Here is a 20,166-nt window from a genome sequence, read left to right on the forward strand (position 1 = left end):
CCGTACGGGTGCCGATGCTTTGCGCCCCGGAGGACAACTGGCTACTTGAAAAAGGACTTGATCCCCTCGTCGATATGTGTGCTGATATGAGATCGATCTCATGCCGCGCTCTCAATTGCTATTTCTCTACGGGAGCGCGCTCTGGGAAGCATGTCTGAATAACGATGAAGAGGGAGGTTCAAGTGAGGAAATTGATCGCGTGGCTGGCCTTGGCCACTACCACGCTCGCGTTCGCGTCTGCGGCGTCGGCGGGTGAAACCATCGACCGGGTTACCTCGAAGAAGGCAATGGTGGTCGCCACAAACAGCGGTTGGCCGCCGCAGAGTTTCCTCGACGACAGCAATCAGTTGGTCGGCTTCGACATCGACGTCTCGAAAGAGATCGCAAGGCGCCTCGGTGTCGAGGTCAGTTTCGACACGCCGGACTGGGCGACGATGACGGGCGGCCATTGGCAGGGACGCTACGATCTGGGTGTCGGCTCGGTGACGCCGACCAAAGCGCGGGCCAAGGTGATCGATTTCGAAGGCATCTATTATTATAGCCCCTACGTTTACGTGGTTCACAAGGACAGCCCGGCCAAATCGGTCGCCGACCTGAACGGCAAGATCATCGGCGTCGAGACCGCCACCACGTCGGAGGATTTCATCCGTAGACAACTCGAGATCGATGCTCCCGGCCTGCCGCCCATCGAATACAAGCTGGAGTCCGGTGAGATCAGGACTTTCGCTGACTCAATGCTGCCGTTCGACGATTTGAGGCTCGGCGACGGCGTGCGCCTCAACGCGGTCATCGCACCAGAACAGACGGCTCAGAACGCGATAAAGAACGGCTACCCGTTGCGTGTCCTGGAAGGCGGCTATGCCTTCCGTGAGCCACTGGTGGTGATCGCGGAAAAAGGTGATGCCGAGTGGAATGCCAAGATCGGCGGCATTCTCGACGAGATGAAGAAGGACGGTACCCTCGCGAAACTGACCACCAAGTGGTACGGCAAGGATTACAGCTCTGACTGAGAGGCATCGTGGATAAAGCTTGAGCGGGGTGCATTCAATTGAACATCCCGCTCCATCTGTTTTGTTTCAGCCGCATTTCCACGACACCGGGCGGCTCCGCCTGCCTGCAAAATGCTCTAGTGCCGCCACCTCATCATATTGATCATGACATGTCCTGACACCTATTACCGACGCACGCTTGCCGACAACACCATCAGACCGCCGCTGAGCGGCGTTTCCGAGTGCGAGACAGTCGTTGTCGGCGGCGGACTGGCCGGCCTGACGACGGCGTTGCAGCTGGCTCGCGCCGGCCAGCAGGTCGTCGTGCTTGAGGCGCAGCGGATAGGATTCGGCGCTTCCGGTCGCAATGGCGGCTTCGTCAATCCCGGTTTCGCCACCGGCACCGACAACATCGCCGCGATGGCCGGCGTCGACGCGGCACAAAAACTGCACCGCCTGTCCATCGAAGGCGTCGACTTCGTGCGGCAGACGATCCGCGATCTCGACATCAAGGCGGCAGAGCCGCGCTCCGGTATATTGAGCGTGCTTCGCCACGATGGTGGCGCCGCGCTCAAGGCATATGCCGAGCAACTGGCGCGGGATTTCGACTATCGGCTCGACTATCTCGATCGCGACCAGGTGCGAGCGGTGCTGCATTCGGATCGCTACCACCAAGGCCTGCGCGATCCCAGCGCCTTCCACATGCATCCGCTTAACTATCTGCGCGCCGTTGCTGGCGAGATCGAGCGGCTGGGCGGCAGGATATACGAGAGAACGGCTGCCGTTGAAGCCAACCTTGACGGCGCCGAAAAGATCTTGCGTACCGACAGCGGCGAAGTGCGCGCCCGCCAGGCCGTAGTTGCCACCGGCGGATATACGGGGCCACTGGTCAGTCGGCTGCAGCGGGCATTCCTGCCGATCGCCACTTACGTTATGGTGAGCGAGGAGGCGCCTGACCTCATCGCCAAGGCGATTACGACGACCGACGCCGTCGGCGATAACCGTCGCGCAGGCGATTATTACCGTGTTGTCGAAGACGGCATGCGGCTGCTCTGGGGAGGGCGCATCACCACCCGGGCAGCCTCATCGGGCGTGTTGGCGAGGCAATTGCGCCGTGAGATGGTCACCACTTATCCGCAGCTCGAACACCTCAAGACCGAACTCGCCTGGTCCGGGCTCATGTCTTATGCCCGGCACATGATGCCCCAAATAGGCCCGTTGCAGCCGGGCGTCTGGTACCTCACGGCTTTTGGTGGCCATGGCATCAACACCACGGCGATCGCCGGCAAGTTGATCGCCGAAGCCATACTGGGACAATCGGACCGCTACCGGCTGTTCGCACCATTTGGCCTTGCCTGGGCGGGCGGCCCGGCTGGACTTGCGGTTGCGCAACTCACCTACTGGAAGCTGCAGGCGCAGGATTGGTGGCGCGAGCGGGCCCGCTGACCGCAGGGAGATCGAGGACGTGATCGGCCGACTATTGCTCAACCACCCGGACGCGGCGCGCCGCGTTGGCGTATTCTTCGTGCTCGCCGCCATCGCCGCCGGCCTGTATGGGCTCGGCATCAAAGCCAGTTGGCTCGGCAAGCTCGTTCCGGGGTCGGTCGAGTGGCTCGCCGCCAACCCAGACGTCGGGCGGGCGGTCTCGGCGGTGCTGATCGCATTGATCTTGGTGGCGAACTGGAACGCGCTGCGGCATCTCAGCCGCAAACAGCAGATTGTGGCAGTCTGGATAGAGCTGTTCGTGTTGCTAATGTTGTTTTTCTATTCCTTCGACTTGTCCTTCGCGTTCATCGCCAAGAAGATCGGCTTCCTCGTCTCGAAGGGTGTGGTGACGACCCTCTACATTTCGGCCATTTCGATCGCCATTGCCACCCTCATCGCCTTCGTTGGCGCCATCGCCAAACTTTCCCGCAACGGCGTGGTCTATGGCTTGGCGACCTTCTATACCTCTCTGTTTCGTGGCTTGCCGTTGCTGATGCAGATCTACATCATCTATCTCGGCCTGCCGCAGATTGGCTACGTGATCGGCGCCGTGCCGGCCGGTATCATGGCGCTGTCGCTTTGCTACGGCGCGTACATGACCGAGATCTTCCGCGCCGGCATCGAAAGCATCTCGCGCGGCCAGACCGAGGGTGCTACGGCACTCGGCCTTAGCGCTAACCAGACGATGTTCCTGGTCATCCTGCCGCAGGCGATGCGGGTCATCGTGCCGCCGACCGGCAACCAGTTCATTGCGATGCTGAAGGATTCTTCGCTGGTCTCGGTGGTCGGGGTCTGGGAGATCATGTATCTCGCACGCACGCAGGGCCAGACCGAGTTCCGCCACATCGAGATGCTCATCACCGCCTCGATGATCTATTGGCTGCTCTCGATGGGGCTCGAGTTCCTGCAGTCGCGGATCGAAGACCGGTTCGGGCGCTCACTCAAGCGCTGATCGTCATCCGTGATTTTCGCCAAAGCGAGTTGCACAGCACCGCAACAGCCAGCTTCGGAGAGCAGCTGCAGATTGTACGCCACAGCACGCCGTTCGGCGACGCCGTCAAGGGTGAATCAACCCGGTATTTCATCGGCTTAGCCTGATCGGAGGGCAGAATAGAGCAAGTGCTGGACGAGCATGTTCGTTGGCCGACTGCCCGGCAACTTCGACCGATTGCTGGATTTCACCCGCGCCAACAAATCGATAAAGTCAACGACTTTAACATGTCCTCCGGGCCAACCATTATCGCTATGTATCGATGGTAGCCGAGTTCGCCACGTGGTTCGCCAATAGGTTTGTCAGGCAGTGGTTTGCGCGTTACCAGCCGCACGACTCGGTCCATGCCCTGCACAGCCAAACGCACCGGCGAGGTTCCCGGGAATGAAGCTCGGCATGGTGTTTCGTTCCTTTGAAGTGGGCGTGTTTGGGGGAAGACCGTAGTCGGCGTGTTCGCGCCCGGTGGAATTTTCGAAGAGTTGTTTCCAACGGCGGGAACGAACCAAACTTCCATGCATTTAGCTCTGGCTTCGTTCATTCACTCTTTCTTCTGGGAGCTGGACCATTGTCATCCGGAGGCTATCTCTTGGCCGACCAACAAACCAATGACGTTTCCATCGTTGATCTGATACCTGCCCTGCGGGCTTTCGCGCGCACCTTCTGCCGCGTCCCAGACGATGCCGACGATCTGGTGCAGGAAACGTTGACCAAAGGGCTCGCCAACATCGACAAGTTCGAACCCGGTACACGCATGAAGTCGTGGCTCTTCACCATCATGCGCAACACCTACTACACGCGGATCAAGATCGCTGCACGGGAAGCGCCAGGCCTTCTCGACTGCGCGTCTTCGAGACCGATTTCGGAAGCTACCCAGGAATGGACCGTTCAGAGCAAGGAAGTTCACGGCGCCATCCAAAAGCTGCCCGAACATCAGCGCGAGGTGCTGATGCTGATCGGCGTTTTAGGAGTGGGCTACGAGGAAACCGCCGAAATCTGCGGCTGCGCGGTAGGGACGGTCAAGAGCCGGCTGAACCGTGCCCGCGCCAACATCCTTGAGCTACTCGGGGAGAGCTCGTTGCAGACATTGATAGAAAGGCGAAATCAGCTGTCGGATGGTCAGCTCGATATAGAGGTCGACAGCCGCAGATAATCAGCTCTTCACGTCTCGCCGATGCTTCTCGACGAGAGCATTTTGCAATTCGATCGCCAGCTTGGATAGGCGGTCTGGTATCTTTTCCAGCTCTATGGCGGCCAGCAGGGAAGCAATCTCCCGATCCACAGCCATCTCGACAAGCAGATCCGTGGTATCGTCGCTCGAATGAGACATCACGTTCTCTTGATAGCATCCCTAGATCCAAGTCTGGTGGATGAGCGCTCGGCACTACAAGGCGTTGTGGCCGCCGAGAGGCTCACCGGCGGCCCTTGCACAGTTTTTCCTCCGTGCCGCGGCAAGACGCGGCGCGGTGGCGTCAGTCCTTCAGCAACCGGTTTGCGGCGTGATCCTGAAATTGATCGGACTTGATCCGATTGCCGTCCAGCCCGCGCTCTCGGCCATGTTGCTTCGTGTCGCGGTTGGACAAAACCGCGTTTTCCTCGATCTTGTCCTTTTCCAAGGTGGTCATTGCGCCGGCGCCGGCACCTTTGCCTTGGCTGCCTTGGCCGAAATGCTTTTTGCCGCCGGATGCCATGATCTCCTCCTTCGAATCCAGGACACCGATCGGTGCCGACGCCCGAACCGGCATCGCGCTGTAATGTTCCGTCTCACCCAGCAAGCAAGAAGGCGTCGCCATCCCATGATCGAAACGGCTTCTCGCCGTAGATGACGACCCGCAATTGGTGAGCTTGCGCAAGACGGCCGATGTCGGCCCGGTCCAAAGAAAGCGATCCGCGATAAGAATAGTTCAGCAATGCGAGCCGGCCCGGCCGTTTGAGAACGCGCGCAATTTCATCGAAAAGCCGCTCAGCCATGCCGGCTAAAACCAGGTAGGGAAAGCTGTCGACCGCCAACACGCAATCGAAACTGTCGTCGTCGAAGTCGGCCAGATCGAGACCGGAGGTTTGGCGCAGTTCGACATTGCCGAGCGCTGCGCATTGCTCGGAGGCGATAGAGATCATCCGCGATGATATGTCGATGCCGACCATCCGCTTGAAGGAATTGGACAGCGCGCGCTCGAAACGTCCGATGCCGCAACCGATGTCGAGAATGTCTCGTTGAATTCCGGTGAATTCTCGCGCCTCGAGCCATTCAACGATTTCGTCGGTCATGGCTGTCAGCCGCTCGTCATCGCCAAGGGATCCTAACTGGACACTTGCCGCGGTCGAAATTGCTGCCGCGGCATCAAAACTCGAGGCCAGCCTCCTGACCACGGCGATATCCGTCTCGCCGTTACCGCGTTCATGCCGAACGGCGCCGCCTGTCGCTCGCAAAGTGGCAAGGACGCCCGGTTTGTGGCGCAGCAGTCCAGCGACCTTTCGCAGTCTTTCAGCATCGCCGGTATTCGCCGGACGGACTTTCAGCACGACCTCCGCCAATTCCGCCGCTTCAATTGTGGGCGGCAGGTGAAGCGCCAGCCTGACGAGAACAGCTTCGGCGCAGGCACCATCGGCCACACAACCTTCGACCGCCCGTCTGACCGATGTCCGGCGCTGCGCGTGCACACTCATGACATCAACTCCGCGTCCAGATCCTCCGCATCGTCCACCTGTCGACGGCGCCCCAGCCATATTTGTAGGCTTCCTGGCCGCGCAGGAAGTCGAACTCGCGCGCATCCTCGCGGATCGACTCCGCGATCGCGTGGCCGATCAGAATCGCACCTGGGCTCTCCTCGGCATAAGCAGGATCGAGGCCGCCGAGATAGGCATAGGCGCGGCCGCGGTGGTGAAATCCGTAATAGGCGGCGACAGTCGTGCCTTCGATCGCGAGCAACCAGCAGCGGACCAGACCGTGAGCATCGAGCAAGGGAAGTGAAAGCCCATGGAAGTGCTGCACGGCGGGGTCGGCCAATACACCACCTCCATGTCCAACCCAGCGTGCATGGTGCAGGCGGATCAATTGGTTCAGGAAGTTCTGGTGATCACCCCTAGCTGACGCCAACGCGAGCCGGCCGCGTCTGGACGCAGCTTGGCGCGCCCGGCGCAACTGGCGCCTGCGCCGAGCGGGAACGCAGCCGGCCAACGTTTCGTCGCCGGCAACAGCAAGCACGGGGCAGGCTGCATGAATTACCGGCCTCTCGACCGTTAAACCGGGATGCGCGATCGTAAGACCGGCACTGTTTTGCGGCAGATCAGACAAGATCCATTGTGACCACCCGACCGAGCAGATCGTTTCGGCAATTGTGGACACGACCGCCGCCTCGATATCCCGGACAGCCAGGATGTCCAGATAATCGCTGAGCGAAATACCGACCGGAAGCAGCTTCGAACCGGCCGTTCCATGCTCGAGATAGAGTGGCGCCAGCCCGACCAGATCGCCGCCACGCCAGACCGCGACTGTCGCCAGTTCACCGGGTGCGAATGCGCGCCACCATGGCACCAGCCAGGCGGGGGATTGGAACGGCGTCGCAGAGGAACTCTGCTCCCACAGTTTCCACCAGTGCGGTGTCAAGGCATCGAATTTTACGAGGTCATCGATGATTTCGCTGCGCAACACTGCTTTTCTCACGGTGCCGCAGCGAAGCGCCTGCGATCGGTGCCAAGTTGTGCCAGGGCCTGATAGGCAGCCATATACGACGAGATCATCCGTTCCAGCGAAAACCGCCGCCGCGCTTCAACCCGGCACGCCTCGGCGTCCAGGCTGGGCGCCGCAAGAATGGCTTGGGCCATCTCGTCGACTGTATTGACGAGAAAGCCCGTCCTGCCGTGCTCGATGACATCCGCAAGCGCACCATTCGGGAATGCGACCACCGGGGTACCGCAGGCGAGGGCCTCCATAGCGACAAGCGAGCTTGTCTCGGCGGCCAGGCTTGGAATGACAAGACAGCGGGCTGCGTTGAGAAAACGCCTCTTGGTGTTAAAACCGAGCGGGCCCAGGAAGCGGCGGCGAGCATCAAGACGGGATTGGATCTCGTCGCGAAAGTAGCGCGTATGTGTTTCGTAGGGATAGACCTTGCCGCCGATGACCAGGGGCACGCCCGCCAGTTTGGCCGCGTCCAGGGCCAGGTGAATGCCCTTTTCCGGGCAGACCCGGCTGAGAACCAGGGCAAAGTCTCGCTTCAGCTGCACCAGGTTCAATGCTTCGATGTCAACGCCGTTGGGAATCGGCGCCACCAGTCTGGCCCCTGGTGGCGCCGTTTGCTGCTGGGTGGGCGAGACCGCATGGAGCCACAGGTCGTCGCGCGTCGGTCGCAGAGCCTCGGCCGGATACCAGTCCAAGGGTAGGTGCAGGCTCACCAGGGTCGGACCATCGTCGGGCAGATAGGCATGAAAATCGATGCCGTGCAGATGAACCACATCGATCGGCCATCGGGCGCGGGCAGCGGCGATCGCTTTGCGATGAGCCTGCTGCGCGCGGCTCTTCGCCGCCTCGTCGAGCACGCCGCTTTCAGCCGGTATTTCCACAAGGGTACCGCTCGCGCTGGAGCCGCGGCAGCCAATGACGATAGAGCGGTGGCCGGCGCGAACCAGCTCCCGATCGAGCATCGACAGAACCTGTTCGGCACCGCCGACAGCATCGGGTCCGACGGGTGCGAGAGGGTAGGCGACATTGAGGACAGTGAGCGCCGCGGCTGGTTGCGCCTCGGTCCCGTATGCCGCACCACCTGTCGATGATGCCGCTAATTCGTCCAATGTGTCAGGCGTCTGATGCATTGGCAGCATGACACTTTCACGCTGCCGAGGCCCGCCGCGTCGGGAGCGAAGCGGACGTCATGCCGGGCGCATAGCGGCGGATCATGGTTGCGCAGAATTCCGCGAACTCCTCCGGCACCAGAGGTGGGCTGGTGTGGTGGGGCATCATTCCGCGATGCTGCGGTGTAAAGCAAAAGGTGACCGTCACGTCGAAATCGGCGAGTGCCTCCATCTGCCGGTCAAACCAGTCCAGCGCGTTCGGCCGGAAGCTGTCTGCCCAGGAAAGCCCCGTGCGCATATTGGTGACGCCCAGCCGCTTCATCCAGGCGACGGCATCGTCCAGCCGGGGGTCCTCGAAATGAAACCACTGCACCAGCCCCATTGCGGGCGTATAGCGCAGGAACTCCTCCAGCGCAGGTTTTGGCGTACCGTCCTGGCGCAGCAGCCCCATGTGGAAATGTCGGTAGTAAGAAGAGCCCTCCGCCTCGCGATGCCGCGTCGTTGCTTCCCATTCGCGCGGAAGGTCGTAGAGGCTGTACCACTGGATGCGTGGTGCGTTGCCAATCAGCAACTCAGCGGTGCGCTTGAGCCCCCAAACCTGGATTTCTTCCGCGCCGAAGGTTGATACGCCGACTTCGCTGACCCAGATGGGTAGGTTGGTGACGGTCGCGATCTCGCCGATCTTCTGTGGCCATTCGTGGATCTGCCACAGGTTCCAGTCGAGCGGAAAGCCGTGCACGGCGACGGCATCGACATGGTCCAGCACGCCGAATTCCTTCATGCGGGTGATAAAGCCCGGATCTATCGGCGAGATGCCACCGAGTACTTTCGTCAAAGACGGGTTCTCTGACGCGATTGCGTCAGCCGACAAGATCGCCATCCTGGCAAAGCGGCTCCAATCGGGATCGAGCTCTGGGTCCCAATGCGATTTGTTGTTGGGCTCGTTCCAGATCATGGCGGCTTCAATCATGGAGCTGTCCTTTCGAGGGGTAGATGGCGCCGCCGCCGGCCGGGTCCCCGGCTGCGCGGCAGAAATAGACCTCCTGCTCGGGGTGCAGAACGATCTCGAAACCGGCGCTGCGCAGCATCGCTTCGGTGCAGGCGCGGTTTGGAATCCACCAGTTGGTGGGATCGTCGGCATAGCGGTGCTCGATAAAATGCAGCTTGGGAAACTGCGGCTGGTCGAACAGGTCATGCGTCCAGAAATGATAGTTTTCTTCCAACTCGGGCAGATCCGCGCTGCCGCGCTGCATGGACTGGAAGATCATCAGGTCACGGGCGACATGTTCGCGGATCAGGTCGAGCGCGAGCAAGGGGTGGCGCAAATGGTAAAGCACCCCCATGAACAGCACGACATCGAACGTCTCGCGCAGCGAGCCGACGTCGTAGACCGAAAGCTTCTGGAATTCGATCTCGCAATCGGCAACCTCGGCGGCAAAGCGAGCCTGCGCCAGGTAGGCGTCATCGAAATCGATGCCGAGGACACGGTCAGCACCTCGCCGTTTCATCTCGATGGAGTAAAATCCTGCATTGCAGCCGATATCGAGTACGGCCTTGCCCCTCAGATCAGCGGGAATGGCATTGGCAAATTTGCGCCATTTGATCAGCGGGTAGTTGCCCAGAAAATGGTTGGGAGCGGTTTCGACGCCGGCAAGTTCCATGTTGTGGAACCATGGGCCGAGCGCATCGATGCGGCGGCGGATTTCGGCATGGGAATGCAGCATGGCTCAGGCTCCTTCGCCAGGAACGACGGGTACATGCGACTGCGCGCCGGGCATGATCATGGTAGGCCGGCGCTGCGCGGATGAGGCGTCGTTTTCAAGCAACCGCAGAGCTGTTCGATAGCCGTTGAAAGTGCCGACATCGACATAGTCCGACCCAGCCCTGACACCAAAAGCTGTACCGCCGGCCGCGATATAGGCGTTGACCAAAGTGCCGATATATTCGTCACTGCGCTCGCGCTCACGCCAGAGTGCCGCAAGCTGATGCAGGATATGGCCCGGCATCTTGAACGCACCCCAAACCCAGTTCGTGGCGGCATCCTGTCGCTTGACCTGGATTTCGATCACGCGCTCTTGGACGTCGATGACGACGGCGTCGAAGAATTCCGGCTGATCCACCGGGAAAAGCAGAAATGAGAGCTGATCGTCGGGCAAATGGCGGAAACCGTCCTCGGGAAACCAGATCGTATCGGGAAGGCCGACCAGGACGACCTCGTCGGGCGCGACGAGGGGCGCCGCCCGGAAGATCGCATCGCACAGACCGACGGGGTTCGGCTGCACCACGAAGAGAGCCGCCGCGTCACCGTAGCCGGCGGCGTAGTATTCAAGGATGTCGGATTTGCCCGATCCGATGATGAAGCAAATCTTGTCGACGCCGGCCTGCACCATGCGCCGTACCAGATACTCGCTCACGGCGCATGGACGCTCGGTCTGTCCATCGATCCGGCTACCGACCGGCAGCAGCTCTTTCGAGAAGCCGAGCGGCTGAATGCGGCTGCCGCGCCCGGCAGCGGGTACGATGCCCAACATCAGACCGCTTCCCTCATCGGTTCGCCGGGAGATCTTTGAAAGGCCTCGTTCAGGATGCGATCCAGTTCCGCCGCGCGCCGTGCGGAAGTGTGTTCGCCCAAGACCCGGTCGCGGGCACGCCTTCGAATGCCGTCGAGCTCGCGCTCCGGCAATCGCAATGCGGCGACCACATCATCGGTGTCATGCGCCAACAAGATTTCGCGGCCGGGTTCGAAAAATTCGGCCAGGCCCGGCCATGCATCGGTGACGATGGCAGCCCCACACGCGGCCGCTTCGAAGAGCCGTCCCGACGGGCACCAGCCCTTTTGCGCCATCGCCTCCCGGGTGACGTTCAGTGTCAGGCGAGATGATGAGAAGAAAGCCGGATGGTCGGCTGGCGGAAGATGCCTGACAAAGAAGATGTTGTCGCTCCATGGGAATTCCTGCGGATATTGCGCGCCGCCAATGATGAAACGGTGGTCGGGCAGGCGCGCGGCCGGGCGGACCAGCAGCTTTTCGACGCCGGCCTGGCGATCCGCCGCGTAAGTTCCGAGATAGGACAGATCACCGGCGAATTCGGCCCGCTTCTCTGCCGGCCGGTGTTGGTCGGGATCGACATGCCCATAGAGAGGCACCACGTGACGCGCGCCTAAAACCGACTTAAGCGCCTCGATCGCAGAGCCGCCGGTGTAACTCAAAACGAGGTCGAAATCGGCAAGACCCTCAGGTCCGAAATAGGGCGGACGCTCGCCTTGCTCGATGCGGGCAAGCGTGACCGGAGTGTCGAGATCGTAGAAGACACGCAATCCGCGACCTGTCTGCTGCGCCAGCCGCGAGGCCTCCACGGCGTCGGCACAGTAGGAGGTAACGACGACGACATCCGCTTGCTTCATTGCCCGCTCGGCAACGCGACGGATGTCTTCCCAGTCCGGATAAATGACGACGTTGCCGCCATCGAGCCGATCGAGATCACGCGTCCCGGCATAGTAGGGGGTATCGCGTTCGAAGAAGGTGATGGACCATCCCAGCCGACCCAGGGCGCGGATCAGTCCGCGCCAGAGCGTGGCATGGCCGTTGCCCCATGATGATGTAACGGTGAGACCGAAAATGACCATCTGCATCCGGAAAGTCCTCGTCAGGCAGCTTCGTTCATTCGCAGGAGCTTGGAGCCCCAGTCACCCGACACGATCGTCGTGATCGAGGCTGGATCGATGTCGAAGCGGAAGCAGTCGCCGACCGGCAAGCCAAGCACCTTGCAGACGGCGGCTTTGATCACGTCGGCGTGGCTGACCAGGGCGACACACTGATTCGGATGCCGCTCGCGTACTGCGTTCATCAGTGCGACGATCCGCTCCTGGACATCCAGCATGGTCTCGCCGCTCGGTGTCCTGGCCTCCTGCCGCTGGTCGTTCCACGCCCGCCAGCCGGCGTCGCCGTTCAACTCGTCGAAGGTCTTTCCCGACCAATCGCCGAAATCGATCTCGTCGAGTTCGGCGCAGATCGCGATTTCACCGACGCCGCAGGCAAGCGCGATCGGCACGGCCGTCTCTTGCGTACGCTCACGCGGGCTGCACAAGATGGCTTCAATCGGCTCCCGGGCCATGCGGCCACCAAGATGCGCGGCCTGCGCCTTCCCAGCCTCGCCAAGGCAAACGCCGTCCATTCGTCCTGCAAGATAGGAGCCGACATTGTCGTGCGCTGCATGACGGATCAAAAAGAACGTTGTCGTCATTCCGCGGCATCCAGCAAAGGCTCGTCCTTGCCGGCGATGAAAGCGAGCGTGCGCTGCCGCGCTTCGGCGTCGGTGAACTGTTCGGGAGGCGACTTCATGAAATAGCTGCAGGGGCCGGTCAGTGCTCCCGCTATGCCGCGATCGAGCGCAAGCTTGGCGCAGCGTATCGCATCGATCACCACGCCGGCTGAATTTGGAGAATCCCAGACTTCCAGCTTGAGCTCGGCGTTGAGCGGCACGCCGCCGAAGGTCGTCCCTTCCACTCGGATATAGGCCCATTTGCGATCAGTCAGCCACGGTACGTGGTCGCTGGGTCCGACATGAATATTGCCCGGCTCCAGGGGAACATCGAACTGGCTGGCCACGGACTGGGTCTTGGAAATTTTCTTTGATTCCAGCCGCTCGCGTTCCAGCATGTTGAGGAAGTCGGTGTTGCCGCCGAAATTCAGCTGATAAGTGCGATCGATGCGCACGCCGCGCTCGCGGAAGAGATTGGCCAGCAGGCGGTGAACGATGGTCGCCCCGACCTGGCTCTTGATATCATCGCCGACCAGCGGCAGCCCTCGCTGCTCGAAGCGCCGGCGCCATTCCGGACGTGAGGCGATGAAAACGGGTATGCAGTTGACGAAGGCGCAGCCGGCCTCAAGCGCGCATTCGGCGTAGAAGCGCGTCGCCTCCTCGGAGCCCACCGGCAGGTAAGAGACCAGCACGTCGGCGCCGCTGTTGCGCAGGATTTCGCTGACGTCGGCAACCGGCTCCGGCGCCTCCTCGATTTCGTCGCGCAAGTATTTTCCGATGCCGTCAAGTGTCGGTCCGCGCTCGACGCGAACGCCGTTTGCCGCCGCATCGGCAAAGCGGAACGTGTTGTTCGGGGCGGCGTAGATTGCTTCAGCGACGTCGAGGCCAACCTTGCTCCTGGCGACGTCGAATGCGCAGACAATCTCGATGTCCTCGACATGGTAACCGCCGAGGTCGGCATGCATCAGCCCTGGGATTGGTTCGTTGCTTTTTGCGTGACGATAATAGGAGAGGCCCTGCACCAGGGAGGATGCGCAATTGCCGACCCCGACGATACCGACACGAACCTTTTTCGATCCCACGAAACTGCCGCCCTATGCTGTTCAAAGGTAAGTTCCTGCCGCCGAACCACCAGCGTGCCGGAATGTTCCTTGGCCTGCCGAAAAATTGCGCAAGACACTGGATCGAAGCAGCGCTCGCTGCGTTGGCGCAAGGCAAAGCATTGGAAAACCGATCGATGATCGTTTACGGCGACCAGAAGCGGAGGCAGAGCGCAGAACGGCTTCGCGATGCTGCGAGCGAAATTGCTCAAAGTCTGGACCGCATGGCTCATGGCGTCCGACGCCATGCCGCGTTGGTCGGCCTATTCATCAGCGTATCGGAACTGGTTCGCGCGCTTGCCGATGTCGATTTCGAGAACAGGGGCATCGACATCTTTTCGCCGCGGCAACAGCAAGGCGCCAGATTGCTGGTTGGTCTTGCGGCAGAGGTGGCGAAGTCGTGGCGAAGCGGTTTCGCCGTGGGCGGTGGCATCGAGCCGGGACTTCTCCAACTGCTGGACGGGTTGGATTGCGAGGCTGAGGTTCTGACCGGTTCTGCCGAGGGTTACGCGCATTACGCGCTTTATCCCGAAAGCTATTTGGGAGCGGCGCAGGAGTCAGGTCTCGATGCGAACACATGCGTGATCGGCATCCGCAGCATCGGCCTGGGGCTTGCCGCCATAGTGGCTGCCGCGATTGGCGCGCCGGCGCCGTTCAGCGTTCGTCCGGTCGGCCATCCTTTCCGCAGGCACATCAATGCCGATTCGCGCTCGATCGCTTCCTGGAAGAACAATCCATCGGCACGCTTCGCCGTTGTAGACGAAGGTCCCGGTCTGTCCGGCAGTTCGATGCACGCCGTCGTCGCGTGGCTGCGGGAACTGGGTATTGGTATGGACCGCATTCACCTGTTTCCCAGCCATCCTGGCAACCCGGGCATCGAAGCGTCACGGGAGGCTAGGGAGACATGGTCGCGCTGTCCGAAACATGTGGCGACGGCGCTCGAATGCACCTTCCCCGAAAGCTCGAACATTCCCACGCTTAGCGAATGGGTGGCCGAGGCGGTCGGCAGCCCCGAATTACGCCTGACCGAACTGTCTGGTGGCGAATGGAGGAGCGTCCACTACGTCGACGAAAAGCATTGGCCGCCGAGCCCGCGCGGCATCGAGCGGCGTAAATTCCTGGCGTCCGCGGGGTGTGGTCGCTGGCTCGTCAAATTCGCCGGCCTCGGCGAAACCGGACGGCGTAAGAGACGAGCCGCGGAAATGTTGGGGAAAGCCGGGTTCGGATCGCAAGTGGTCGGGCTTTGCCACGGCTTTCTGGTCGAACGGTGGATTGACGGCACCACGATGGACCAGGCGCCGCTGCCCAGAGGAAGGCTGGTCGCGGAGTTGACGCGCTATCTAGCCTGGCGGGCGCTCAATCTCCGAACCTGCGAACCGGGTGCATCATTGCTCGCACTCGCGGAAATGGCTGTTTCCAATACATCTGAAGCCCTGGGCGAGAACCGAGCGGCGACGTTGCGCCATTGGCTCTCGAAAAAAACCCCTGCGCATGTTCTGCAGCGGGTGGAAATCGACGGAAAGCTTCACGCGTGGGAGTTTCTCGTTTGTGCCGATGGCACGGTGGTCAAGACAGATGCCGTCGACCATTGCCGGGCACACGATTTGATTGGCTGCCAGCCGATAGAGTGGGACATTGCCGGCGCCTGTGTCGAATATGGACTGTCCGACAGCGATGTGACGACATTGGTCGAGGGGATGGGGCTCGATATTGACAATGGCCACATCGATTTTTTCGAACCCTGCTATTTGGCGTTCCAAATCGGGCTCTGGAGCACGGCTGCGCAATCCGAAAATGGCCAGGAAAAAGCAAGGCTGGCCGCGACGGCAGACCGATACAGGGCGGGGCTGATACGATTCCTGGACGAATCTCAGGTGTAACGTTTCGATCAATCCAGCCTTCGCAGCATGTCTGCTTCCTGCTCAAGAATAGCGGCCACTTCCTCGCGCTGCAGATGCGTCATCATCAAGCTGACGCAGCACTCGAGATAGGTGATCGAGGAGCGCCGCAAATAGGCAGCCGCCTCGCGTTCGGCAATCTTGTCGACATCCTTCGCGGGTCGCTTGGGTTGCATGAGGATGATCCTCCGTATCGGGTCCCTCCCGCCAAACTACAAGGTTGGATGGATGTTCCGCACGATCTCCGGGCAGGTCCGGCCGCGGCCCACGTCATGCAGGAAGGTTCTGCAGCCCGCCTGCGGGTCTCCTTTTGGCAAGGCCTGTCATCTGATCGCCGATGCCGGTGCCTTCGAGCGCCGCGAAATAATCGATCGTCAGCTTGAGCCCTTCGTTGAGCGGCACTCTCGGCGACCAGCCGAGCAGCGTTTTCGCACGCGAAATATCAGGCTGCCTGCGCCGAGGATCGTCTTGCGGCAGGGGCAGAAATTTCAGATCCGACTTGGTGCCGGTCATCGCCTTCACCAATGCCGCCAGTCGCACGATGGTGAATTCTCCGGGATTGCCCAGATTGACCGGCTTGCCCGGATTGGGGTCGATGTTCATCAGGCGCATCAATCCATCAATCAAGTCGGAGACATAGCAGAAGGATCGCGTTTGCTGGCCGTCGCCGAATATCGTCAGCGGACGCTTCTCGAGCGCCTGCATGATCAAATTCGAGACGATGCGACCGTCGGCCGGATCCATTCTCGGACCGTAGGTGTTGAAGATGCGCGCGACGCGGACGTCGGCCTTGCCGGCCCTTAGATAGTCGAAGCAAAGCGTTTCGGCGGTGCGCTTGCCCTCGTCGTAGCAGGCGCGTGGGCCGGTGCAGTTCACATGACCGACGTAGTCCTCCCTTTGCGGGTGTTGTTCCGGATCGCCATACACTTCGCTCGTCGAGGCCTGCAGCAGTCGCGCGTCATTGCGGACAGCGAGTTCGAGCAGGTTGAGGGTTCCGATCACGCAGGTACGCGTGGTGTGTATCGGGTCGGCCTGATAACGCGGCGGTGAGGCGGCGCAGGCCAGGTTGAAGATGTGATCCACGGGCTCGCCGAGATCCAGTGGCCGGCAGATGTCCTGCTCGATCAACCGGAAACCCGGCCGGTCCATGATCGAGATGATGTTTTCCATGCGCCCGGTCAGAAAATTGTCGACGCAGATCACGCGCCAGCCGTTGCGGAGCAATACTTCGCAAAGATGCGAACCGAGGAAACCCGCGCCGCCGGCAACAAGCACCGTCTTTGCCCTGTGCGCCTTTCTTGTCTGTCGCATCGCTGTTTTCTCCTGTCTGCCGTTCATGCTGCACTTCCAATGTCGAGATCGAGGGCCGTCGCCCTTGGTTGGGTCAGCGCCGCCACGAATTCGCGAGCCCTGGCCCCACCGGTGTGGGAAGCGAGGACGAGTTTGCGAGCCCGGCCGGCCATGGCCAGGCGTGCGCGCTCGGACTCGCCAACGAGGATATCGATGACTTCGTCCGTCTCCGCGGCGGTGTGGATCGCCGATGCGGGAAAGAAGCTGTCGAGCCCTGGCCAGTGGTCGCTGACGATGGGCGTGCCGCAAGCCGCCGCTTCGAACAGGCGCACGCTGGGCGACCATCCTGCGGTGATCATGGAACTGCGTGTGACATTCAGCGTGTAGCGCTGACGGCTATAGAACGCGGCGTGATCGGCTGGCGGCAAATGTTCGATGCGTTCGACATTGTCCGGCCAGATGATGTCGGATGGATATTGGGAGCCGGCCACGACGAAACGGAGGTTCGGCATATGCCGTGCGGGCTCGAGCAGCAGAGCGTTCAGCGTTGTCTGCCGGTCCATGCTGTAGGTGCCGAGATAGCCGAGATCCCAGCGGATCGGATCTCCTGTCGGGTGATGCCGTTCTGGATCGACCGAACAATAGAGAGGTTCGGCATGGCGTGCGCCGAAGTCTTGCGCCAGATGGTTGAGCGTTGGTCCGCCAGTGAAGGAGAAATAGACATCGAAGTACGGAATTTGCCGCGAACTCAGATAATCGCAATCGTCGGCTGAAAGCTTGGCCAGGGTCACCGGGGTGTCGATGTCGTAAAAGCAGAGCTGCCCCTTGCAAAGCGAGGCGACGATGTCGATGACCTGGCGTCCTTCTGGAACAAAGGATCCGATGACGATGATGTCGGCCTGCTCCAGGCACTGTGCGTAGTCGCGTTGCAGCTCCGCAGTGGTTTCGTAGTAGCGCAAGGCGCAGAACTCCGGATCGCGCAGATCGCGGTGATTGGCGTACCACGGCACGTTGCGCTCCAGAAAAGTCACCCGGTGACCGAGTCCGTGCAAGCCTTTCAAAAGACCCCGGAAAGTCGTGGCGTGGCCGTTTCCCCAGGATGAGGACAGCGACAGGCCGAGAAAGACGATGTCCAGTTTCTTGGTCATTCCGCTGCCTCCACGGCCCCGTGCTCGAAATGACGTTTGAAGACGGCATCCGCCACATCCGCCCGAAGCGCGTAGGTATGGTCCGCCAGCACGCGGTGAAGTGCGGCTTGGCCGATTGCCTTGGCCCGCCCGGGGGTCAGCGAGCGCATTATTTCGGCGACATCGCCGCCGTCACGCGCGACCAGGATCTCCTCGCCTGGTTTCAGGAACAGTTCCACGCCCAGCCATGCATCCGTGATGAGACAGGCGCCCGCGCCGGCCGCCTCGAACACTCGCGTGGCCGGTGAAAAACCGTTGGCGGCCATGCTGTCGCGGCTGATGTTCAACACGGCTTTTGGGGTGACATTGAAGGCGTTGTGATCGCGGGTGCCGACATGGCCGAGCCAGCCTACATTGGTGGGGAGCGGCTTGTCGCCCCAACCCGAGCCTCCGAGCAGGAAACGCTGTTTCGGCAGCTGGCTGGCGGGATCGAGGAAAAACGATTCGACACGCGCTTCACGGTCCGGCAGCCGGTTTCCGAGGAACGCCAGGTCGCAGGCAAAACGCGCTTTGCTGGCGACCGGATGGTGCGTTTCGGGATCGAGCGCATTGTAGATGGGCACGCACTCCTTGGCGCCCATGGCACGATAGGCCCAGACAACGGGATCGCCGCCACCATAGGTCAGCACGAGGTCGATCTCCTGCAGTGCACGATGGAGCGGGTGGTCCGGCTCGTCGCGCAACTGGGCAAGCGTGGCTGGCGCATCCACGTCCCAGAATACGACAAGCGCGTCGCTGCGGGCGTGGTCGAGAACGGCGCGAAGCAGCGCCTCGTCTTCGAAACCGACGCCACTCGCCTTGACGACGATGTCGGCGCCGGCGGCACGTGCCGCGACCTGCATCAGCGCATGCTGGGTCGCCTCATAAACGACGACAGTGCACCAGTCGGGAGCTTCGATGTCGCGGTTCTTCTGCCGGTCGTAGACATCGGGTTCGTAGAACGTGATCTCGTAACCCAATTGCGAAAGTGCCTTGAGCAAACCGCGATAGTACGTCGCGGCACCGTTCCAGTAGGACGACAAAAGGCTCGATCCATAGAATGCGATCTTCATGCGACGGCTTCCTTTGCGGCTGTCGGGACGGCGGTGTGTCGGTTCGCGCATTGCGTGAGCACGCCGAGCAACTCGTCGACGCGGTGGCGGCAGGTGTGCCGCGAGCGGATGGTCTCGAGACCCGAGGTCACCAGGGAGGCCGCAAAGTCCTCGTCGGACAACACCGTCCGAAGCTGTTGCCGCATTTGCGAGCCATTCTCGGCAAACAGGAAGTCGACACCGGGCCTGAAAAGCTGCTCGACATCGGACCATGGCGCTGAAATCAGCGGAATGCCGCAGGCGAGTGCCTCGAACATGCGGATCGTCGGGATTCCGGGCAACCTCTCGCGATAGGGGCGCCGTGGGATGTGAACGGTGACACGATGCGCGGCGAAGGCCTTCGGCACGTCGGCATTGGCGATCCACCCCTCATAGCGCAGTCCTGCGGTGGCCAGATCCGCAAGTGCGGTCTTGGGGTAGCGTACGCCGTGAACAGCGGCATCAAGGCGGAGATCGTGCACCGGCTCGATCAGAAACTCCTTGAGTTCGGCGGTCCGCTCATCATCGCCCCAGTTGCCGATCCAGACCAGATCGGAGGTGGGGTGGATCTCCGGGTGCGGCTTGAACAGGCGATCGTCCGCCGCTTCATGCCAAGTGAAGACGCGCTTGCCCCAGCCGGCGCGCAGATAGCTCTCGCGCAAGGTTTCGCCAAAGGCGAGAACGCCGTCATAGTGCTCCAGCCGGAGCGCCGAGAGTGCCTCGGTCGCAGACACGGCCCGGTGGTGGGTGTCGTGAAAAAGAAGGATGAAGTTGCCGCCGGCGGCCCGGGCACGGCCAATACGTGCGACAAGCTCCGGATCCGTCCACTCATGAACGATCACAACGTCGGCCTCGGCAATCCAGGCTTCGTGATCAAATCCGGCATCGTAGGTCACCGGCATCAGTTCGGGAAAATCCTTGCGGAAGCGTTCGATGGCGAACGACCCCTTCTCAGCCAGCAGATTCGACCGGCTCCAGCCATTCGCCGGCTCCAGCGCAATCGCCTGATGCCGGCGCTGGACCAGCTCTCGCATGACGCCGCGCAGGAAATGGGCATTGCCATGGTTCCAGTCGGAAACGACCGAGTGGGTGTAGAACACAAAGCGCATGA

Annotated in this window: 21 protein-coding genes; 5 read left to right on the top strand and 16 right to left on the bottom strand. The window is 61.3% G+C overall.

Translation table 11 applies throughout. From position 1 onward, the window contains the following. The first annotated feature begins 182 nt into the window (after positions 1-182). The 4 genes from NKJ78_RS05660 (at position 183) to NKJ78_RS05675 (ending at position 4,615) form a co-directional block, all read left to right on the top strand. Positions 183-1,010 (top strand): transporter substrate-binding domain-containing protein, encoded by an 828-nt coding sequence (locus tag NKJ78_RS05660; RefSeq protein WP_352459502.1) that lies wholly within the window; start codon positions 183-185, stop codon positions 1,008-1,010. A gap of 144 nt (positions 1,011-1,154) precedes the next feature. Next, positions 1,155-2,435 carry an NAD(P)/FAD-dependent oxidoreductase gene (locus NKJ78_RS05665; RefSeq protein WP_352459503.1) on the top strand — a complete coding sequence of 427 codons (1,281 nt, stop codon included), beginning with the start codon at positions 1,155-1,157 and terminating at the stop codon, positions 2,433-2,435. Between the two features lie 19 nt (positions 2,436-2,454). Continuing rightward, complete coding sequence (locus tag NKJ78_RS05670; RefSeq protein ID WP_352459504.1) at positions 2,455-3,426, top strand: amino acid ABC transporter permease; 972 nt, start codon at positions 2,455-2,457, stop codon at positions 3,424-3,426. 625 nt (positions 3,427-4,051) lie between these two features. Further along, positions 4,052-4,615, top strand: a complete 564-nt coding sequence (locus tag NKJ78_RS05675) for a sigma-70 family RNA polymerase sigma factor (RefSeq protein ID WP_023667968.1) — start codon at positions 4,052-4,054, stop codon at positions 4,613-4,615. Here the strand turns inward: NKJ78_RS05675 and NKJ78_RS05680 are convergent, their stop codons facing one another. The 11 genes from NKJ78_RS05680 to NKJ78_RS05730 form a co-directional block, all read right to left on the bottom strand. Beyond that, positions 4,616-4,792 carry a hypothetical protein gene (locus NKJ78_RS05680; RefSeq protein WP_023739583.1) on the bottom strand — a complete coding sequence of 59 codons (177 nt, stop codon included), beginning with the start codon at positions 4,790-4,792 and terminating at the stop codon, positions 4,616-4,618. Between the two features lie 142 nt (positions 4,793-4,934). Then, the gene (locus NKJ78_RS05685) at positions 4,935-5,153 is read right to left on the bottom strand and encodes a hypothetical protein (protein ID WP_023739582.1); all 219 of its coding nucleotides are present in this window, start codon (positions 5,151-5,153) and stop codon (positions 4,935-4,937) included. Positions 5,154-5,226: 73 nt separating this feature from the next. Beyond that, positions 5,227-6,189, bottom strand: a complete 963-nt coding sequence (locus tag NKJ78_RS05690; RefSeq protein WP_245264377.1) for a class I SAM-dependent methyltransferase — start codon at positions 6,187-6,189, stop codon at positions 5,227-5,229. Then, on the bottom strand, positions 6,134-7,114 hold the full coding sequence (locus tag NKJ78_RS05695) for a GNAT family N-acetyltransferase (RefSeq protein ID WP_245260473.1): 981 nt from the start codon (positions 7,112-7,114) through the stop codon (positions 6,134-6,136). Before NKJ78_RS05695 ends, NKJ78_RS05690 begins: the two co-directional genes overlap by 56 nt. Before the next feature lie 8 nt (positions 7,115-7,122). Then, on the bottom strand, positions 7,123-8,280 hold the full coding sequence (locus tag NKJ78_RS05700; protein WP_352562389.1) for a glycosyltransferase: 1,158 nt from the start codon (positions 8,278-8,280) through the stop codon (positions 7,123-7,125). A 7-nt stretch (positions 8,281-8,287) separates the two neighbouring features. Next, a complete protein-coding gene (locus NKJ78_RS05705; RefSeq protein WP_023739578.1) occupies positions 8,288-9,220 on the bottom strand; it encodes a glycoside hydrolase 5 family protein in 933 nt (310 codons plus the stop codon). Next, positions 9,213-9,974: a TIGR04290 family methyltransferase gene (locus NKJ78_RS05710; RefSeq protein ID WP_023733222.1), complete on the bottom strand. Its 762-nt coding sequence runs from the start codon at positions 9,972-9,974 to the stop codon at positions 9,213-9,215. Before NKJ78_RS05710 ends, NKJ78_RS05705 begins: the two co-directional genes overlap by 8 nt. 3 nt (positions 9,975-9,977) lie before the next feature. Beyond that, positions 9,978-10,781, bottom strand: a complete 804-nt coding sequence (locus tag NKJ78_RS05715) for a sugar phosphate nucleotidyltransferase (protein ID WP_023739577.1) — start codon at positions 10,779-10,781, stop codon at positions 9,978-9,980. After that, positions 10,781-11,881 (bottom strand): CgeB family protein, encoded by a 1,101-nt coding sequence (locus NKJ78_RS05720; RefSeq protein WP_023699986.1) that lies wholly within the window; start codon positions 11,879-11,881, stop codon positions 10,781-10,783. Before NKJ78_RS05720 ends, NKJ78_RS05715 begins: the two co-directional genes overlap by 1 nt. 14 nt (positions 11,882-11,895) lie before the next feature. Next, entirely contained in the window at positions 11,896-12,492 is a 597-nt protein-coding gene (locus NKJ78_RS05725) for a histidine phosphatase family protein (RefSeq protein ID WP_023667978.1), read from the bottom strand. After that, on the bottom strand, positions 12,489-13,592 hold the full coding sequence (locus tag NKJ78_RS05730; protein WP_023739576.1) for an inositol-3-phosphate synthase: 1,104 nt from the start codon (positions 13,590-13,592) through the stop codon (positions 12,489-12,491). Before NKJ78_RS05730 ends, NKJ78_RS05725 begins: the two co-directional genes overlap by 4 nt. Positions 13,593-13,606: 14 nt before the next feature. On the opposite strand from NKJ78_RS05730, the gene NKJ78_RS05735 reads away from it, so the two are divergent. Beyond that, entirely contained in the window at positions 13,607-15,490 is a 1,884-nt protein-coding gene (locus tag NKJ78_RS05735; RefSeq protein WP_245260472.1) for a hypothetical protein, read from the top strand. 8 nt (positions 15,491-15,498) lie between these two features. Here NKJ78_RS05735 and NKJ78_RS05740 read toward each other — a convergent pair whose 3' ends face one another. The 5 genes from NKJ78_RS05740 to NKJ78_RS05760 form a co-directional block, all read right to left on the bottom strand. Further along, on the bottom strand, positions 15,499-15,684 hold the full coding sequence (locus tag NKJ78_RS05740; RefSeq protein ID WP_023667982.1) for a hypothetical protein: 186 nt from the start codon (positions 15,682-15,684) through the stop codon (positions 15,499-15,501). A 94-nt stretch (positions 15,685-15,778) separates the two neighbouring features. Next, a complete protein-coding gene (locus NKJ78_RS05745) occupies positions 15,779-16,819 on the bottom strand; it encodes a UDP-glucuronic acid decarboxylase family protein (protein WP_023681096.1) in 1,041 nt (346 codons plus the stop codon). Between the two features lie 23 nt (positions 16,820-16,842). Then, entirely contained in the window at positions 16,843-17,946 is a 1,104-nt protein-coding gene (locus NKJ78_RS05750) for a CgeB family protein (RefSeq protein WP_023725529.1), read from the bottom strand. Beyond that, a complete protein-coding gene (locus NKJ78_RS05755; protein ID WP_023667985.1) occupies positions 17,943-19,037 on the bottom strand; it encodes a CgeB family protein in 1,095 nt (364 codons plus the stop codon). Before NKJ78_RS05755 ends, NKJ78_RS05750 begins: the two co-directional genes overlap by 4 nt. Continuing rightward, positions 19,034-20,164, bottom strand: a complete 1,131-nt coding sequence (locus tag NKJ78_RS05760; RefSeq protein ID WP_023739574.1) for a CgeB family protein — start codon at positions 20,162-20,164, stop codon at positions 19,034-19,036. The genes NKJ78_RS05755 and NKJ78_RS05760 overlap by 4 nt, the downstream gene beginning before the upstream one ends. Between the last annotated feature and the right edge of the window lie 2 nt (positions 20,165-20,166).

It is taken from the genome of Mesorhizobium sp. M0037 (genome assembly GCF_040323635.1).
Lineage (GTDB): Bacteria > Pseudomonadota > Alphaproteobacteria > Rhizobiales > Rhizobiaceae > Mesorhizobium.

What these genes read in the sequence shown, in the direction of transcription:
- NKJ78_RS05760 (WP_023739574.1), bottom strand. Translation starts at nt 20,164, where the DNA reads ATGCGCTTTGTGTTCTACACCCACTCGGTCGTTTCCGACTGGAACCAT.
- NKJ78_RS05700 (WP_352562389.1), bottom strand. Translation starts at nt 8,280, where the DNA reads ATGCTGCCAATGCATCAGACGCCTGACACATTGGACGAATTAGCGGCA.
- NKJ78_RS05750 (WP_023725529.1), bottom strand. Translation starts at nt 17,946, where the DNA reads ATGACCAAGAAACTGGACATCGTCTTTCTCGGCCTGTCGCTGTCCTCA.
- NKJ78_RS05665 (WP_352459503.1), top strand. Translation starts at nt 1,155, where the DNA reads ATGACATGTCCTGACACCTATTACCGACGCACGCTTGCCGACAACACC.
- NKJ78_RS05705 (WP_023739578.1), bottom strand. Translation starts at nt 9,220, where the DNA reads ATGATTGAAGCCGCCATGATCTGGAACGAGCCCAACAACAAATCGCAT.
- NKJ78_RS05755 (WP_023667985.1), bottom strand. Translation starts at nt 19,037, where the DNA reads ATGAAGATCGCATTCTATGGATCGAGCCTTTTGTCGTCCTACTGGAAC.
- NKJ78_RS05685 (WP_023739582.1), bottom strand. Translation starts at nt 5,153, where the DNA reads ATGGCATCCGGCGGCAAAAAGCATTTCGGCCAAGGCAGCCAAGGCAAA.
- NKJ78_RS05690 (WP_245264377.1), bottom strand. Translation starts at nt 6,189, where the DNA reads ATGGCTGGGGCGCCGTCGACAGGTGGACGATGCGGAGGATCTGGACGC.
- NKJ78_RS05725 (WP_023667978.1), bottom strand. Translation starts at nt 12,492, where the DNA reads ATGACGACAACGTTCTTTTTGATCCGTCATGCAGCGCACGACAATGTC.
- NKJ78_RS05735 (WP_245260472.1), top strand. Translation starts at nt 13,607, where the DNA reads ATGCTGTTCAAAGGTAAGTTCCTGCCGCCGAACCACCAGCGTGCCGGA.
- NKJ78_RS05715 (WP_023739577.1), bottom strand. Translation starts at nt 10,781, where the DNA reads ATGTTGGGCATCGTACCCGCTGCCGGGCGCGGCAGCCGCATTCAGCCG.
- NKJ78_RS05720 (WP_023699986.1), bottom strand. Translation starts at nt 11,881, where the DNA reads ATGCAGATGGTCATTTTCGGTCTCACCGTTACATCATCATGGGGCAAC.
- NKJ78_RS05710 (WP_023733222.1), bottom strand. Translation starts at nt 9,974, where the DNA reads ATGCTGCATTCCCATGCCGAAATCCGCCGCCGCATCGATGCGCTCGGC.
- NKJ78_RS05740 (WP_023667982.1), bottom strand. Translation starts at nt 15,684, where the DNA reads ATGCAACCCAAGCGACCCGCGAAGGATGTCGACAAGATTGCCGAACGC.
- NKJ78_RS05745 (WP_023681096.1), bottom strand. Translation starts at nt 16,819, where the DNA reads ATGCGACAGACAAGAAAGGCGCACAGGGCAAAGACGGTGCTTGTTGCC.
- NKJ78_RS05680 (WP_023739583.1), bottom strand. Translation starts at nt 4,792, where the DNA reads ATGTCTCATTCGAGCGACGATACCACGGATCTGCTTGTCGAGATGGCT.